Consider the following 16,185-nt stretch of genomic DNA (forward strand, 5'->3'; position numbering starts at 1 on the left):
CCCTTCGCCACAAAGGGGCCGGGGATTTAGAAAATGCGGTACGTCAGCGCTGCATCACTTGAAAGTCAGAACCTCACACCCCTTGGCCTCAACGATCTCGCTAAACTCCGGCAACTGCGCCACAAAATCCGCCTCGAACGCCAGGTACCGATCCAGCGACGGCAGATAACGAATCTCCGGTTTGATGCGCGGGATATCCTTGCTGGTCAGCTTCACCACCTCATTGCTGCGCTGATTCCAAAACCAGGCCTGCGTGTGTGTGCCAAAGGTGTTGGCGCGGTAGCTCCACACCCACCAATCGCCATGCCCGCGCGCTACCTGCAGTTGCCCATGGAACGTGCGCAACGTAATCACCTGCTTGGGCTGCGTGACGAGCAGACGTGTGTCCTGGCGCAGCTCACTGCCGAAACCGTCCAGCGTCGCCTTCGATTTGGCGCCGGTGATGAAATTGAAGCGCCACGCCAATAGCACGGTCTCTTGATAACCCGAGTGCTCGACGTTCTGCCGCGCGCCTTCGCTGAACAGCAGAATCTCGTCACCGCCCAAGTACGCGGTCGATGCCCGTAGCTTATAAGCCTCGGTGGGCATCGGCTTGGCGACGATGGCCTGTTGGGTGTCCTGGTTCCAGACCCAGCAGCACTTGCCGTTGTGCTGCATGAACAACAATCGACGCCCGCCGACAGGCAGGATGGTGAGCTCGTCCGAGTCTTCGAAAATCACCTCGCTGCTGTCCGCCGTGATCCGCCAGATCCTTGTCAGGTGCTCGGGTTCGTAGATGCGCTGGCGCTCGAATATCTCATCGTCTACGACGACGCAGGGCTCTTCGAATGCCGGCCACTGCAGCCCGGCAGGGCCGAAGTCCTCGATGGCATCGCCCCGGCGAATCTCGTATTTGAACCGATCATCCGCGCTGTAATCGCCGTGTTTGACCTGGCGTCTCCACAGGCTGCGCCGGGCGTTGGCGTCGATCAGGCGCAGGTCCGCGCCATCCACTTCATCGGTGCGTTGTTCGAGCATGTCCTGTTCGGCGGGCGGCCACTGGTTATAGTCGATCAAAAAGCACAGCCAGCGATCTTCATCCTGTTCGGTGATTGCAGCCCAGCCGTTGCGGTAGTTGTATTCATGCACGTAGGTAGGGCCGGGGTAGTCATGGACTTCCTGCAACCACTTCAGCTTGCCGCGCTTGGGTTTGGCCGGCTTATGCTCGGTGACGGCAGGCTTCTGCGGCTCGATCAAAATCGGCGTGAACCTCGGCTCGCCACGTGGGCTTTGCCAATGCTGGGCAAACGCCTCGCGTTGATCGGAAGGGAAGATCACCGGTCGATAATCATCAGCGCCGGCATCCAGATTCCACAAGTCAAAACCCCGACCCGCCAGCACCGGCGCCAGGGCTTCGAAGCAGACCTCGGGCATCTCGTTGGACAGCTCGTCCAGCAACGCCTCGAACCCCGGGCCTGCGAATACATCGATGTCGGGATAGTAATGCTGCAACAGCCCGAGCAGGTCGCTGCCCGGGGTTTTCCAATCGATGTGGACCAACGGATCGAATTGCGATTGCATTACGGTGGTCTTCCTTGTGATTTCTCTGCGCCGATCTTAGGCAAATCAATAACCCGTGGCGAGGGAGCAAGCTCCCTCGCCACGGGTCAAAGCAAGCCCATCTCAGAGCTCCGGGAACTCATCCAGATAACACACCGGCGAGTTCCCCTCCGCGCGCTTATCCACCTCATCCTCCAACCACTGCGCCAACACCACCGCATTGTTCTCGCGCGTCGACTTGGCCGCATACACCAGGGTAAGCGTCCCGCCCCGCGCGACGTCCACCAACTTCCACCAATGCTCCGGTCGGGCCGCCAGCTCACGCCGATAGGCCGCCCTGAACTCGGCAAACGAAACCGCCCCCGCCTTGAACGCCTTGCGCAGTGCGTGGGAAGGCCCCACCTCCGGCAGCCACTCGGCAATCGCCAGGGCATCCTTGGGGCAACTACGCGGCCACAGCCGGTCGACCAGCACCCGCACGCCATCCTCGGCGCTGGCTGTTTCATAGGCGCGTTTACATTGGATCATCGCAGCCTGCCTGTTGAAGTGGGATCGCCTCAGCATAGCGACCAAGGATAGTTGGGCGCCTTCAAGTCTTCGCCGGACCTGCCGCTATCGGTATAACGATTTTTTACTGATCCATCGAATTGTTTTGAAAAATCCTGTTGCTCCGGCAATTGAATTGGAAAAAGCACGATAAGAGAACGTAGCGAATGGACGACGGACGATACGAAAGGCGGGCGGCGATGGCTGGGGGCGCGGCGGTGTCATCCGAGCCGCCGCATATTCTGCTGATTGACGATGTCCCGGAGGACATCCGCGCAACGCTCGTTCTATTGAAGGCGCAGCCCTGGCGCGTTTCCCTGGCCAGCGATGCCCTCCAGGGTTATCAGCGCGCATTGGCCTTGCGCCCGGACCTGATCGTGCTGGACGTGCACATGCCGCATATGAACGGTTTCAGCCTGTGCAGGCTTCTGCGCGAGGCTCCGGCGACCCGGCAGACGCCCATTCTCTTTCTGTCGTCGGCCAACAGCTCGATTGAACGCCTTGAAGGCTTGACCGTCGGTGGCGTCGATTACATTCCCAAATCCTGCGCCCCGGAAGAAGTGCTCGCACGCATCAAGATCCACCTGCAATTGACCTGGCGCGCGCCACCGGCCATGCCTAAAAGCCCCGCCGATCCGGAACCGCAAGGCGACGAAATCGTCCTGCGCGCGGCGATGCGACTGATTGAAAACCAGTTGGACGACATCCCGTCCCTGGCCAGCCTCGCGCAAAAGGTCGGCACCCATGAAAAACGTCTCACCGCGATTTTTCGCGAGCACCTGGGCATGACCGTGTTTGCCTATATTCGCGACGCGCGTTTGCGACGCGGCCAGGATCTGCTCTGCGAAAGCGCCATGAGCGTGCAGGACGTCGCCGAGCTGGTGGGCTTTCGCAACGCCTGCAATTTCACCACCGCCTTCCGCCAGCGAATCGGCATGACGCCCAGCCAGTTTCGCCAGCAAGCCCTGGGCCTCGTTGAAACCGAGTCGGCCGGGCGCGCCTGATGCGGCTTCTACAATTTTTATTGCTGACGATAACGCTGTTATCCACAGGCCTACTGCGTGCGGCGCCTGTGGATATCTGCCGCGCTGATCATTTGGACCTACTGTCCGTAGCGGAGATTTTCGAGGACACCCAGGCACGCCTGAGCCTGCAAGAAGTCGCGCAACGGCCTGACGCCGATTTCAAGGTGGCGACTCCAGGCTGGCCGACGCAGGGTTACAGTCGCTCGGCCTTCTGGTTGAAATTACAACTGACCAACTCAAGCGCTGCGACGTGTTCGCGTCTGCTGGTGATCGGCGCGCCGCGCCTGGAAGACATCCGCGTCTACCAGCCGGGGCAGGATGCCCATGGCGGAGCCGCCTATCCCCTGGCCGAATGGCCCCGGCCGGCAGCGCGTCAACCGGCGTTCCCCGTCACGTTGGTGGCGGGGGAGAGCACCACGGTGTTCGTCCGGGTGGCGAGCAATTTCCAGATGCTGTTGGAGCCGGAACTGTGGTCCGAGCCCGCGCTGTTGCGCAGTCAGCAACAGACCTACCTGAGTGACGGACTCACCCTCGGCATTGTCCTGCTGGTGGTGCCGTTCGGCTTTATCGTCGGCAGGATCCTCCGCTCCCGACTGCTGACGGTGAATGCCGGCGCGGTACTCAGCTACATCCTGTTGAGCTGCATCCTCAACGGCTACCTGATCTACTGGCCCAGCGCACTGGGCTGGACACGCGAGCTGCTGACCTTCGCCAGTGCAACCTCGATCGTCCTGTTCCTGGCCTACATGCGCGTGCTATTGCAGGTTTCCCAACTGCCCAAGCTCATTGGCTGGAGCTACTGGGTGCCGCTGTTGGGCTGTGTCTTCGGCCGACTCTGGTGGCTCAAGGCCGACCCGGCCCAGGGCGCCCTGATTGTCCAAATCTCGCTGATGAGTTTCTACGGCGCGCTGCTCCCCACCTTGTTTATGGCGTGGCGCAGGCGTCTGGCCTACAACTGGATGGCATGGCTGGTGCCGGGGCTATTGCTGACGCAACTGCTGATGCGGATTCTATTTCCCCAAGAACAATTGCCCTGGCAATCGCCGGAAAGTAAATACAGCCTGTCGTCGACCCTGCCGGGCGTGGTGTTGCTGGTGTGCACATTGATCACGGAAGTCGCCCGCAGCCGCCACCGCGAAAAGCACGCCCTGTCCACCCTCGAACAACAACGCCAGGCCGAGCATGAACGCCTGGAAAGCACCGTGGCGCTGCGCACCTCGCAATTGCGCGAATCCCTCGAGGCGCGCAGTGCGTTGATGGCGCGGATCAGCCACGACCTGCGCTCGCCGCTGGTGCGCATCATCGACTACGCGCGCCTGCTCCACGCTGGGCCGAACCGCGACTATCAAGCGACCATCGAGCGCAACGCCCGCCAGCAACTGGAGCTGATCGACGAGATGCTCGAGTTTTCCCGTGGCGAACTGGAGCAGATGCAACTGGCCCTCGCGCCGGGTTATCTGTACGGCTTCCTCCAAGAGATCGCAGACGAAGCGGGCTTTCTCGCCGCGCGCCAGGGCAACGTTTTCAACGCTGTCATGGCCGATGACCTGCCGCCACTCGTCGAGGCGGATTTCAAGCGGTTGCGCCAGGTGCTCATGAACCTGCTGGCAAACGCGGCGAAATTCACCCGCAACGGTCAGATCCGTTTCGAAGTCAACGCGTGTCCAGGAGCCTCCGCAGATACTGTGGAACTGCGCTTCAGCGTGATCGACACCGGCATCGGCATCGACCCGCATGAATTCGAACAACTGCTGCAACCGTTCCGCCGTGGCCGCAACGCGCAACGCTACGAAGGCAGCGGGCTGGGCCTGTCCATCGTCAGCCAATTGCTGGAGCGCATGGACAGCCGCCTCGAACCCCAGGCCACGGGGCAGGGCAGCCACTTCAGTTTTCGCCTGCAACTCAAATGCGCCCAGGAACACGACCTGGAAAACGGCATCGTCGATAACAACGTCACGCCGCTGGATGGCGAGGGCAAACATGTGCTGCTGGTGGACGACGTCGAGCAGAACAGTGAATGGCTCTACGACCTGCTGGCCGGCTACGGTTTCGACGTCAGCATCGCAACGCACGGCGAAGACGCCTTGGCCTGCCTGGCGGAGCAACCGATCGACCTGCTGATCAGCGACCAGATGATGCCCGGCATGGACGGTTGGGAACTGCTACGACAGGTGCGCGACCGTGAGCACGACCTGCCGGTGATGCTTTATTCAGCGATCCCGCCACGCAGGCCGGAAGATTACCCGCAAGACCTGACCTTCGACGCGGTGCTGCTCAAGCCCGCCGACAGCCGCGAATTGCTGGCGAGGATCAAAACGCTGGTTTGCCAGGACACGGTGCATCGCGCGATGGCTCGGGAGTTCTAGCATGCCGGGTCTGGGTTATCGGCTGCTCTTGCTCGGCAGCCTTTGCGCGTTGCCCTGGGTGTCGACCCAGGCGGAACAGGAGACGCCCAGCGCCCTCACGCTCGACGCAACCACCGTCACCGCTCGCCGTCGCGAAGAAGACCCGCAAGACGTGCCGATCCCGATCAACGTCCTCTACGGCGAGCAACTGGACGAGGCCGGCCTGCACCGGTTGCAAGACATCCAACAACGCGTGCCCGGATTGATCGTGTCCGGCCACGACGCCCGCTACGCCGGCTTCGGCCTGCGCGGCTTCGGTGCGACCGCCTACAACGATGGCCTGGAAGGCAGCGTCGGCACCTACGTCGATGGCGTCTACCAGGCGCGCCAGGGCATGGCCTTCACCGAGTTGATGGACATCGAACGCATCGAAGTTTTGCGCGGCCCCCAAGGCACCTTGTTCGGCAAGAACACCACCGCCGGCGCGCTGAACATCGTCACCAGGCAACCAACGTTCCAGCCCGAAGCCAACCTCGAAGCCAGCTACGGCGAGCGTGGCCTGCGGGAATATCGCGGGACGGTTTCCGGGCCGCTGCAAGACGACGTGCTTGCGGGTCGACTCAACGTGTTCGACAGCTCCAGCGAAGGCTCTGTGGAAAACCTGCAAGACGGCAGCCGCCTCGGCGATGCCGACAGCCAAGGCCTGCGCGGCCAATTGCTGTGGACGCCGAACAGCGACTTCAGCGCCCGCCTGATCGCCGACTACGCCGAGCAGAACGAAGCCGGCAACGTGCTGCTGGTCAATCACTACGGCGAGCAAACCCGCAAGCGCGCCAAATTCCTTGGCTATCCGCTGGCCGAGCCCGACCCCTACAAACGCGAATCCCGCATCGACGCGCCGGGACATCCGCAAACCCTGCAGAACGGTGTCTCGCTGGAATTGAACTGGGACCTCGACGAGGCCATGCGCTTGACCAGCATCACCGCCTACCGCGACTGGGATTACCGCGCCGACCGCGACGCCGACAGCACCGCACGCTCGGTGATGCAATCCGAAGCCGCATTGGACCACCGACAGTTCAGCCAGGAATGGCGCCTGTCCGGCACGGCCGGCTCGTCCGTCGATTACGTCGCCGGCCTGTATTACCTGCGCCAACAGCTCGACCGCCAGATCGACGTCGAATACGGCAAGGACGCCGCGTCCTGGTTCGTCGGCGATCAACTGGAACAACTGAAGAAACTGGGCATCAACATCACCGATCCGAGCCAGGTGCCGGCCCTGTTGCTGGACGGTGCGCGGCAACGCTACGACGGCGAGCAGAACGGCGACAGCCGCGCCGTTTTCGGCCAACTCTCCTGGCGCCCGATTGACCCGCTGGAACTCACCGGCGGCCTGCGCTACAGCCAGGAGCGCAAGGACGGCTGGATCTCCCGCGACGTCAGCAACCTCGCCCCGCTGACGGGCTTGCCCCCGGTGTTCCAAGTGGGCGGGCAACTGCTGCGGGACATCGCCCTCGGCCGTGCTTACTACCGCGAAGACTCCATCAAAGAAGACAACGTCTCCGGCCTGCTCAGCGCCAGCTACCGCTTCAACGACGGGATGATGGGCTACGTCAGTTGGTCGCGAGGCTACAAGGCTGGTGGCATCAACTTCGACGTGATCGGCCCGTTCACCGCGCCGACCTTCGAGCCGGAACGCGCCACGTCCCTGGAAGCGGGCATGAAGACGCGGTTCTGGGACCAGCGCGCGATGCTCGACCTCGCCGTCTACCAGACCGACGTCGACAACTACCAAGCGCTCACCTACAGCCCGCCCACGTCGGTGTTCGCGCCGCCGCTGCGCGACAACCTGATCAACGTCGGCAAAGTCCGCCTGCGCGGCATCGAACTCGATTCCGCCTGGCAACTCACCCCCCGACTCACCGGGCGCCTGGGCCTGGCCTGGAGCGATGCGCGCTACCGCAGCTTCCCCAACGCACCGTGCCCACCGGCCTCGGGCCAATGGACCTGCGACCTCAGCGGCGAGCGCCTCTACAACGCACCGGAATGGAACCTCAGCAGCGGCCTCGACCATACCCACCCGCTGCCCTACGGATTGGAAGCCTTCAGCGGCCTCGACTACAGCTTTCGCACCGGCTACTACGGCACGCTCGAAGGTGGCGACGGCAGCTATCAACCGAGCTACGGCCTCACCAACCTGCGCCTGGGCGTGCGCAGCCAGGACCGTGCCTGGGAAGTCGAAGGCTGGGTGCGCAACGTCTTCGACCGCAACTACATCACCGCCGTCTACTCACTGCTCGGCGCCGGCGACTACGGCGTCATGACCGGCAGCGAACGCACCGTCGGCAGCACCGTCAGACTTCGCTATTGAGCGAAATAAACCGCGTCGGACAAAACGCCAGGCGATTACCGCCAGCCTTCTTCGACAAGTACATGGCCTGATCCGCCTTGCTGATCAACCCATCGATCTCATGCCCGTGCTCAGGATAGAACGCCACCCCGATACTCGCCGCTATCTCTACTTTCTGCGCACCAATCACTATCGGTGCGTTCGCCGCCGCCAACATCCGCTTGAGCAGCGGCTCGCTGTCCTCCTCCGCGTGCAAACCCACCAGCCCGGCGACAAACTCATCACCCCCCAGCCGGGCCAACGTATCGCCTTCACGCAACGTCGCATTGATCCGCGCCGCGACAATCTGCAACACCCGATCGCCCCAGTCATGCCCATAACTGTCGTTCAACGCCTTGAACCCATCCAGGTCAATAAACGCGATCGCCACCTTCTGCTGATAAATCCGCGCCTTGCCCAACGCCTGCCGCATCCGTTCGGCCAACAACAACCGATTGGGCAACTGCGTGAGCGCGTCATACCGCGCGTCCCGCTCCAGCAACTGCAAACGCTGCTTCATCTGCGTCATGTCGCTGAACAACGCCACGTAATGCTGGACATTGCCGTGACGGTCATGCACCGCGCTGATGCTGATCCGCGACGTCATCTCCCGGCCGTCCTTGTGATTGCTTTGGATCTCGCCGGACCAATGGCCATGGAAATCCAGGGCGTTTTTCATGGGCGCGTAAAAGGCGGTGAGGCGACGGACCATGCGGTGGGAATTCAACTCGCGTCCTTGTAGCTCTTCCTGACCGTAACCGGTGAGACGGGTGAAGGCCTCGTTCACGCCAATGACCCGGCCGAACGGATCGACCAGCATGATGCCTTCGCGGGCATGGGTGAACACCGTTGTTGCCAGCTCAGGGCACAGGTTGTTGAGGTGACGGTCCAACTCGGCTTCATCGCGGGTGGCGGGCCAAATGTTGGAATCGAAGCCTTGCTGGGCCAGATAGGCGACCAGGGAGGAGAGCGATTTGTGCAGGCGGGTGAGTGCATTCGTGGCGAGCCTGGAGTTGAGGCAGTAGCTGCGAATGAAGGTGCGTAGGTTCATGGGGGGACGCGGTGCTCGGTTGTAGCGCTTGGGGTGGGTGAAGCGGGGGATTATCGGGGTGCGGGACGGAAGGGGACTTTGCTGGAGCGGATGGGGGCTTTGCGGGAGGGGATGGAGTGGAAAGATTTTGGGTGTAGCCTTGGCAACGAATCACAAGGCCGACCCGCAAAGCGTATGGAATGAACAGAATCGGAGACGTTGCCCCATGACCTGCGAAGCCAGAATCAACAGCGTGAAGCCTGTCCCGGGCCAACGTGCATTGCAGGTGGAGTTTGCCAACGGCAAGCGCTATGACGTTGACCTACAGGCACACATCCGACAGTTCCCGGTGCTGAACCCCTTGGACGATCCGTCATTGTTCGGCACCGCCCAAGTGGGCGAGTGGGGCTTTGGTGTGCGCTGGGGGGATGGCTTGGAACTGGCCGCCGTGACCTTGCATCGGTTGGCGCTGGAGCAAGCCGGTGAGGTTGCCAACCCAATCATTTGAGCGCTGGATGTCGAAGGACAAGCCCTGCTGACGACCGTGGCCTGAGTGATTGGAGCTGCTACGCAGCCCAGCGGGAGCAAGCTCCCTCGCCACGGGATAATCGGTTGTCCAATGAATCCGGGCACAACGCTCCCCCTGTGGGAGCGAGCTTGCTCGCGATAGCGGTGCGTCAGTCAACAAGTATTCAAGCGGACTCAACCTCACAAAACGAAACCCGCCCCGCGTCCGAAAGAGGACAGGTCCATTTATTACCACGCTGCTCAGTTGAGTAAACACTGAACCCCGTGGCGAGGGAGCTTGCTTCCGCTGGGCTGCGCAGCAGCCCCTCCTCATCCATAGGCCAACCGCTCACCCCAGCCAAATGAAGCCCTGTCAGTAAAGCCCGACAGACACCGCCACGAAGCCTCGCCAGCCCACGTCGCCTTGCGCCTTTGCCTACAACTACGCCAGAATCCGCCGGCTTGTGCGCCTTGGGTTACGTCGGTAGTTTGGGTTCGGTCACTGCTCATCAGTGATCGGGTTTAGTCGCCCAGGGTGAAACAGGTTGTGCAAGGCGTCATCCAGTCGGGATTCCCATCCTGTACTCGATGGTGGCTGTGCGCAGGGCGTCCTCGGACGCGCCGGTTTCTTGTTTCCCCGGTCGACTAACCTGCGTACAGCTGCCTCCCATCGTTTAGTCGCGAGCGGGTGATGGCTCCAACTAAAGGAAGCAAGACGATGGCAAAAGTTACTCCGAATCCTCCCGATACGAACGAACACGTCTCCCGTGCTCAGTCTGCCCGCAACAAGAAAATCGACGACGCTGCAACGCGAGCGTTGGATTTTTACCTGAAACCCAAGCCTAAGGGCGAAACTTCTGACAAGACCGATTCCATTCTCCGGATTGATCCGGGTGTGGATTCTGAGTGTTTGCTTGCGAATCTCAGTGAGAACCTGGCTTCGGCGAATGCCATGATCAGTGATTTGGCGTTTGATCTGGATGGATCGCGACGGCGGGTTGCGTTGGGGATTTTGCAGGTGATTGAGGTGAGTGAGCTGTTGGCGAATCGGGCTTTGGATATTGTTGAGGTGAGGTAGGGCGGCAGCGTTACGTGCCGCCTGGATTGGAAAAAAAAGGTCTTGCCTAGCAAGGCCTTTTTTTGTGCCCGAGGGAGGCTGAGCGCTCCAGCAAGCACGAGGCGCCAAAGGTCCGCGTTCTTCATTCATGCGAGCTTTTCTTCTGCTAGCTGAGGTGTGACAAATTTTCGCGGGGCAGCAGTGGCGTTTTGCTGCTATACCTGAGTCGAGCATATACGGCGCTGTGCAAACAGGAGTTCTGGATGAAGATTCTTGCAGGGTTGGTCGCGGGATTGATATTAGCCATTCTTGTTTCGACAGTTGTAGCAATCGCCGGGGCGGCATCTCCGAGAGCCGCTGGAGGGACTGGCGCGATTGTTTTCTTCGTAATATGGATTATTGCATTAGTAATAGCTGTCTCCGCTCCCACTGCTGGCAAGGCATGGCGTCGACTTTTGGTTACCTCAGGAATCGCTGCGTTCATGCTTCCGTTAGCTGGTATTGTTTTTACCGGTAGCCATATCGCAACGAATATTAGCGGTGCTCATTCAGGCGCGGAAACCGCAGGAGCCGCAATTGGCGGCACCTTGGTGAGTGGCTTCCTAGGATTTGTTGGCTTCTTCCTGGGGGTGATTTTTCTCATCGTCGGTTTGTTGGTTGGTCGAGATAAACAAGTGATTTACATTCAGCCGCCATCAAACTCCTAAGACAAAACGGGCGACGGTTTGAAAACTTTTTGGCTATTAAAGCAGGATGCGAGTTTGTTTTTTCGTGGCGGGACCCTTTTAATAAATTCGTTACCTTCGTAGTGAGAAGGCGTCGATGTGCATTGTTGAGGGAAATATCTAATCACTGTTGGGCGGCGCTATAGCGGATAGGAACATCGAACTCATGAAAAAGATTGACTTGCACATTCACACGATATCAACGATCAGTGACGCCGGTTTTACATTCAGTCTTGAGACATTTAAGAGGTATGTCGAGGAAGCTTCGTTAGATGCAGTGGCTGTCACCAATCACGATGTTTTTGATGCCGATCAGTTTAGAGAGATACAGGACGCCCTCAATATAGTGGTTTTCCCAGGTATAGAAATAAACGTGATGAAAGGGCATGTCCTTATCATCGGAAGCGCCTCGCGGTTAGATGACTTTGAGGCGAAATCAAAAAATGTTTCGCAAAAAATAACGAAAATCGGGGACTTCCTGTCCGTAGATGAACTGATCTCCATTTATGGGAATCTTGATCAGTACCTAGTGATACCTCATTACGACAAGTCACCGCCAATTAGAGGGGAGGCTCTGGAGCAATTACGACCCTATATCTGCGCGGGGGAAGTAGATAGTGCAAAAAAATTCGTCCGCTCGATCAAAGACAGCACGAAGCCTACGCCCGTTTTGTTTAGCGATTTCAGAATGAAGGCTGACCTTCCACGACTTCCTACCCGCCAAACTTTCATAGACTGTGGGGAGGTAACACTTGGCGCTCTCAAGGCATGCCTACGGGACAAAGCAAAAGTTTCACTATCAGAGTCTGACGGCAACAACCTGTGGCAAGTCCTTGAAGGAGGACAAAAAATTTCTACAGGCCTCAATGTTCTGATCGGCGCGCGTTCTAGTGGCAAGACCCATACGCTCGATGAAATCAGTGCTACTGTTGAACATACCAAGTACATAAAACAATTCTCACTCGTGCAACAGAGCGAGGCGGATTACGAGCGAGAATTTACAAGCGAGGTGGAGCGTAGGCGCAGTGTGTTTGTAGACGATTACTTGGCTGGCCTGAAACGAGTGCTAGACGATGTTATGAATGTCGACTTAGAGGCTCGTGAGCGTGACCTGGATCAGTATGTCGAGACACTTTTGAAATCAGCCGAAGAGACTGATCGTCAGGATGCCTTTTCAAAGTCTAAGCTATTTGATGAGGTTAAATTTCCGATAGGAAATAACAAAGCATTAACCTCGCTCATAGATTCTGTAAAGCAGATAATTGAAAATACCGAATTTCGTGGGGTTGTTGAAAAACACATTCAGTTGGTCGCATTAAAGAGTCTCATCGTAGAATTGATAGGGTTGTATAGAGATAGGACTTTCAATAATCAAAAAACGAAAGCGGTTAATGATTTGATAGATGAGATAAAACAAGGCTTGCTCCTGAGGACTTCAGCAACTCAAATTAAAGATATCGACATTTATGAGTGCTGTTTAGATAAAAAGAGAGTCGAGCGGTTTGCCGAAATTGTAAATATTCTTAAGCAGGAAGCGGTTATATTTGAAGAGTCTTTGCAAGGATTCAAAATAGAAGCTATCAAAGCACCGTATGCTGGTGCGGGTGAAATGAAATCCGCAAGCGGGATTCGAACCGCTTTTAGTGGAGCGTTTCTCCAGTACTCAGACCCCTACAAGTATCTCCGTTGCTTGCTTAGTAACGAAAATCTAGCTCGCGCAGATTTGTATAAATTATTCACAAAAATATCCTACAGAATTCTAAATGAAGATGGTTTCGAAGTCTCAGGTGGAGAGCGATCAGAATTTCGCCTGCTTCAGGAAATTTCCGATGCCCAGAATTACGACATATTGTTGATAGATGAGCCAGAGTCATCTTTTGATAATCTTTTTCTGAAGAGTGATGTCAATAAGATATTGAAATCGATTTCAGAAACGATGCCGGTAGTTGTTGTTACTCATAACAGCACAGTTGGCGCTTCAGTCGGAGCCGATTATCTTCTTTACACGAGAAAAGAGATTGAAGATGGGCGGGTTTTGTATAGGCTGTACTCTGGATACCCCACGGACAAAATGCTTTCCTCAGTTGACGGAAAAGCCATTAAGAGTCACGAAATTATGATGGATTCACTGGAGGCTGGAACTAAGGCCTATGAATCTCGGAGAAAGGGATATGAAGCTATTAAAGGTTGAAAGCAGTTGTGGGTACTTCCGCTTGCAGGACGGAAGTTACAGTCCTGTCGACAAAATTTCCAAGGATGATTTGCTTTGGCTTGTCAGCGTAACTTTATCCGATGAAGACGTTGAATTCGATATATACGACGAAAGCATGATCCAAAACCATGCTCATCAGGTCATCTACAAAAGTATCGTACGTAAGCTCCACTCGCTGCGAGAAAGAAAACAGGAGTTTGTTGACGAATCTGCGCGACTGTATCTAGAAGATTATGAAAAGTACAAGATGGTCCCTGCTAGCTAGAGGCGCTGAGCGCGGTTAGAAACTGATCGACCACGCCGCCGGGTTCGGAGAGTTCAAAGCGCAGGCCGCCGGGATAGTAATAGAACAGCGGTCTGGCGAATGTGCTGTTGCCAAAGATTCGTTCGGTTTCGATTTGTAGATTCACGTGTGTCCTGGCCGCTCTTCAACCGTTTCCATGGTTTGGGTGGTGCGATGGGATGTTACGACGCCTCGGATAGTGGGTCGATGATCTTGAGTGTCGCACCGCCAGCCGTCACCGCGTTCTTGCGTTCAGTCGAACTCTACGTTTGGCACGAACGATGGATACTCAAGGCTCAGGTCTTCGAGGCACTTTTGCATGAGCTCAGCATCTTTGGGTAAGCGCCTGGATAACGCATCCCACCCGGAAATTTTCAGGTGCACGGGCATTTCCACTAGTCCGGTAATTGCGTCCCAGAAGGCATCCCAGTTACAGCCGTACCAGCCGGGGAAGCCTAGCGCGTCTCTCAGGGTGGAATGGAGTTCGTTGGCACTCATCACTTCGTTTAGATCAATCTGCACAAGCAGTTGGCGGGTCATCGTTCGAACCTCAATAGCGTTTAAGGTCTGCGATCAGGAACTCAACGGAACGAGCGCTGGGGTTTATAGAATATCTTTCACGTAACCGTTAAGCGCGATGAGCGGAGCGTAAAAATCGTCCATTTTCTGCACTGCGTTGAAGTCCGCAACCAAACGATGCAGCTCTCGGCCCAGCACTGTATCTACCCCACCAATCGCGCCCAACGCTAAATCCAGGCATCGGCTGATTTCGCCCTGAATCCCGGCCACATCGCCCCGCCGTATCAGCAACTTAAAAATCTCCCGGTCGCAACTGCCCATCAACGGATCATCCCGCAAAATCGGGCTGTGCCCTTCCGTCTCATAAGCGAGTTTGAGGGAGTAGAGAGCGACCGTTTCCAGCAGCAATTCCATGGGGTGAAATCCTTTGTGACTGGGTGAGGAGGGTGGGGTGGAGTTGGGTTGAGGGTTCATGGCTTGGCGAGTGCTAGTCGGAGTATCGGTGTGGGGAGTGACTATTTTGTGAGCGCTTTGCGCTCAAGCGGGAGCAAGCTCACTCGCCACGGGGTTTTCCCCTATCGCAGGTTCTTCCTCGTGACTGGGCTGGTATTGGGGGGCTGCTTTGCAGCCCAGCGGGGATAAATCCCCTCGCCACAAAAGGGATCGCCGTCAGGTGAGATCTGCGCTGATCACAGCAAAACCACTTTCCTGCAGACGAAAAAAAAGACCTTGAATTTCAAGGTCTTTCTTTAAGATGGTGCCCCGAGGGAGACTCGAACTCCCACTCCTTTCGAAAACGGATTTTGAATCCGCCGCGTCTACCAATTCCGCCATCAGGGCTCAATGGCGGCGAAGTATAGAGAGGTGCCTACCGTTGGTCAATCACGTTTTATGGTGAATTTTTGATATTTCCGCTAGACTTTCCGGCCCTGCTAGACGAACCCCATCATGCGTGTTGCTGACTTTACCTTCGAACTCCCGGATTCGCTGATCGCTCGCCACCCTCTGGCCGAGCGTCGCGCCAGTCGACTGTTGACCCTGGACGGGGTCAGCGGTGCCATGGCTCACCGTCAATTCACTGATTTGCTCGAGCATTTGCACCCGGGCGATTTGATGGTGTTCAACAATACCCGGGTGATTCCGGCGCGGTTGTTTGGCCAGAAGGCCTCCGGCGGCAAGCTGGAGATTCTGGTGGAGCGGGTGCTGGACAGTCATCGCGTGCTGGCCCATGTGCGGTCGAGCAAGTCGCCCAAGCCGGGTTCGTCGATCTTGATCGACGGCGGCGGTGAGGCGCGGATGGTGGCGCGGCATGATGCGTTGTTCGAGCTGGAGTTTGCCGAAGAGGTGTTGCCGCTGCTCGACCGTGTCGGGCACATGCCGTTGCCTCCTTATATAGACCGCCCGGACGAAGGTTCGGACCGCGAGCGTTATCAGACCGTCTACGCCGAGCGCCTGGGGGCGGTGGCGGCGCCGACGGCGGGGCTGCATTTTGATCAGCCGTTGCTGGAGGCGATTGCGGCCAAGGGCGTGGAGACGGCGTTCGTGACGCTGCACGTCGGCGCGGGGACGTTCCAGCCGGTGCGCGTGGATCGCATCGAAGACCACCACATGCACAGCGAATGGCTCGAAGTGAGCCAGGAAGTCGTCGATGCCGTGGCGGCCTGTCGCGCCCGCGGTGGGCGGGTGGTGGCGGTGGGGACCACCAGCGTGCGCTCCCTGGAAAGCGCCGCGCGCGATGGCGTGCTCAAGCCGTTCAGTGGCGACACCGACATCTTTATCTACCCGGGCCGGCCGTTTCATGTGGTCGATGCCCTGGTCACCAACTTTCATTTGCCCGAGTCCACGCTGTTGATGCTGGTTTCGGCGTTCGCCGGTTATCCCGAAGCCATGGCCGCCTACAAGGCCGCTGTCGAGCATGGGTACCGCTTTTTCAGCTACGGTGATGCGATGTTCATCACCCGTAACCCCGCGCCACGCGGGCCCGAGGAAACCGTATGAGTCGCACCTG

At 57.9% G+C, this 16,185-nt stretch carries 15 protein-coding genes and 1 tRNA gene; 9 read left to right on the forward strand and 7 right to left on the reverse strand.

The genetic code is table 11. The annotated features are described in order from the left end of the window. Positions 1-54 precede the first annotated feature (54 nt). Entirely contained in the window at positions 55-1,560 is a 1,506-nt protein-coding gene (locus JMN22_RS17720) for a hypothetical protein (protein WP_198796276.1), read from the reverse strand. 102 nt (positions 1,561-1,662) lie between these two features. Beyond that, complete coding sequence (locus tag JMN22_RS17725; RefSeq protein WP_030138645.1) at positions 1,663-2,067, reverse strand: DUF488 domain-containing protein; 405 nt, start codon at positions 2,065-2,067, stop codon at positions 1,663-1,665. Between the two features lie 218 nt (positions 2,068-2,285). Between JMN22_RS17725 and JMN22_RS17730 the strand changes: the two genes are divergently transcribed. From JMN22_RS17730 to JMN22_RS17740, 3 genes are all read left to right on the forward strand, one after another. Next, positions 2,286-3,089 (forward strand): response regulator transcription factor, encoded by an 804-nt coding sequence (locus JMN22_RS17730; RefSeq protein ID WP_198796383.1) that lies wholly within the window; start codon positions 2,286-2,288, stop codon positions 3,087-3,089. A gap of 92 nt (positions 3,090-3,181) precedes the next feature. Then, positions 3,182-5,476: a hybrid sensor histidine kinase/response regulator gene (locus tag JMN22_RS17735; RefSeq protein WP_236010291.1), complete on the forward strand. Its 2,295-nt coding sequence runs from the start codon at positions 3,182-3,184 to the stop codon at positions 5,474-5,476. Between the two features lies 1 nt (position 5,477). Then, the gene (locus JMN22_RS17740; protein WP_198796278.1) at positions 5,478-7,826 is read left to right on the forward strand and encodes a TonB-dependent receptor; all 2,349 of its coding nucleotides are present in this window, start codon (positions 5,478-5,480) and stop codon (positions 7,824-7,826) included. Here the strand turns inward: JMN22_RS17740 and JMN22_RS17745 are convergent. Further along, positions 7,810-8,895 (reverse strand): sensor domain-containing diguanylate cyclase, encoded by a 1,086-nt coding sequence (locus JMN22_RS17745; RefSeq protein ID WP_198796279.1) that lies wholly within the window; start codon positions 8,893-8,895, stop codon positions 7,810-7,812. The two genes, JMN22_RS17740 and JMN22_RS17745, sit on opposite strands and share 17 nt — an antisense overlap. A gap of 205 nt (positions 8,896-9,100) precedes the next feature. Between JMN22_RS17745 and JMN22_RS17750 the strand changes: the two genes are divergently transcribed. From JMN22_RS17750 to JMN22_RS17770, 5 genes are all read left to right on the forward strand, one after another. Beyond that, the gene (locus tag JMN22_RS17750; protein WP_198796280.1) at positions 9,101-9,382 is read left to right on the forward strand and encodes a DUF2442 domain-containing protein; all 282 of its coding nucleotides are present in this window, start codon (positions 9,101-9,103) and stop codon (positions 9,380-9,382) included. Between the two features lie 717 nt (positions 9,383-10,099). Further along, on the forward strand, positions 10,100-10,459 hold the full coding sequence (locus JMN22_RS17755) for a DUF6124 family protein (RefSeq protein WP_198796281.1): 360 nt from the start codon (positions 10,100-10,102) through the stop codon (positions 10,457-10,459). Positions 10,460-10,701: 242 nt separating this feature from the next. Beyond that, positions 10,702-11,145: a hypothetical protein gene (locus JMN22_RS17760; RefSeq protein WP_198796282.1), complete on the forward strand. Its 444-nt coding sequence runs from the start codon at positions 10,702-10,704 to the stop codon at positions 11,143-11,145. 184 nt (positions 11,146-11,329) lie between these two features. Further along, the gene (locus JMN22_RS17765) at positions 11,330-13,354 is read left to right on the forward strand and encodes a phosphotransferase (protein WP_198796283.1); all 2,025 of its coding nucleotides are present in this window, start codon (positions 11,330-11,332) and stop codon (positions 13,352-13,354) included. Further along, positions 13,335-13,640 (forward strand): hypothetical protein, encoded by a 306-nt coding sequence (locus tag JMN22_RS17770; RefSeq protein WP_198796284.1) that lies wholly within the window; start codon positions 13,335-13,337, stop codon positions 13,638-13,640. The genes JMN22_RS17765 and JMN22_RS17770 overlap by 20 nt, the downstream gene beginning before the upstream one ends. Here the strand turns inward: JMN22_RS17770 and JMN22_RS17775 are convergent. The 4 genes from JMN22_RS17775 to JMN22_RS17790 all read right to left on the reverse strand — a co-directional run bounded on the left by JMN22_RS17775 (position 13,633) and on the right by JMN22_RS17790 (position 15,017). After that, positions 13,633-13,785: a hypothetical protein gene (locus tag JMN22_RS17775; RefSeq protein ID WP_198796285.1), complete on the reverse strand. Its 153-nt coding sequence runs from the start codon at positions 13,783-13,785 to the stop codon at positions 13,633-13,635. The two genes, JMN22_RS17770 and JMN22_RS17775, sit on opposite strands and share 8 nt — an antisense overlap. A gap of 125 nt (positions 13,786-13,910) precedes the next feature. After that, the gene (locus JMN22_RS17780; protein WP_198796286.1) at positions 13,911-14,198 is read right to left on the reverse strand and encodes a barstar family protein; all 288 of its coding nucleotides are present in this window, start codon (positions 14,196-14,198) and stop codon (positions 13,911-13,913) included. Between the two features lie 63 nt (positions 14,199-14,261). Continuing rightward, entirely contained in the window at positions 14,262-14,591 is a 330-nt protein-coding gene (locus JMN22_RS17785; protein ID WP_198796287.1) for a hypothetical protein, read from the reverse strand. Between the two features lie 341 nt (positions 14,592-14,932). Further along, a tRNA-Leu gene (locus tag JMN22_RS17790) sits at positions 14,933-15,017 on the reverse strand. Positions 15,018-15,125: 108 nt separating this feature from the next. Between JMN22_RS17790 and queA the strand changes: the two genes are divergently transcribed. Beyond that, positions 15,126-16,175 (forward strand): tRNA preQ1(34) S-adenosylmethionine ribosyltransferase-isomerase QueA, encoded by a 1,050-nt coding sequence (queA, locus tag JMN22_RS17795; protein WP_198796288.1) that lies wholly within the window; start codon positions 15,126-15,128, stop codon positions 16,173-16,175. The last annotated feature ends 10 nt before the right edge of the window (positions 16,176-16,185 follow it).

Origin of the sequence: Pseudomonas sp. HB05 (genome assembly GCF_016756915.1) — a bacterium.
Classification (GTDB): domain Bacteria; phylum Pseudomonadota; class Gammaproteobacteria; order Pseudomonadales; family Pseudomonadaceae; genus Aquipseudomonas; species Aquipseudomonas alvandae.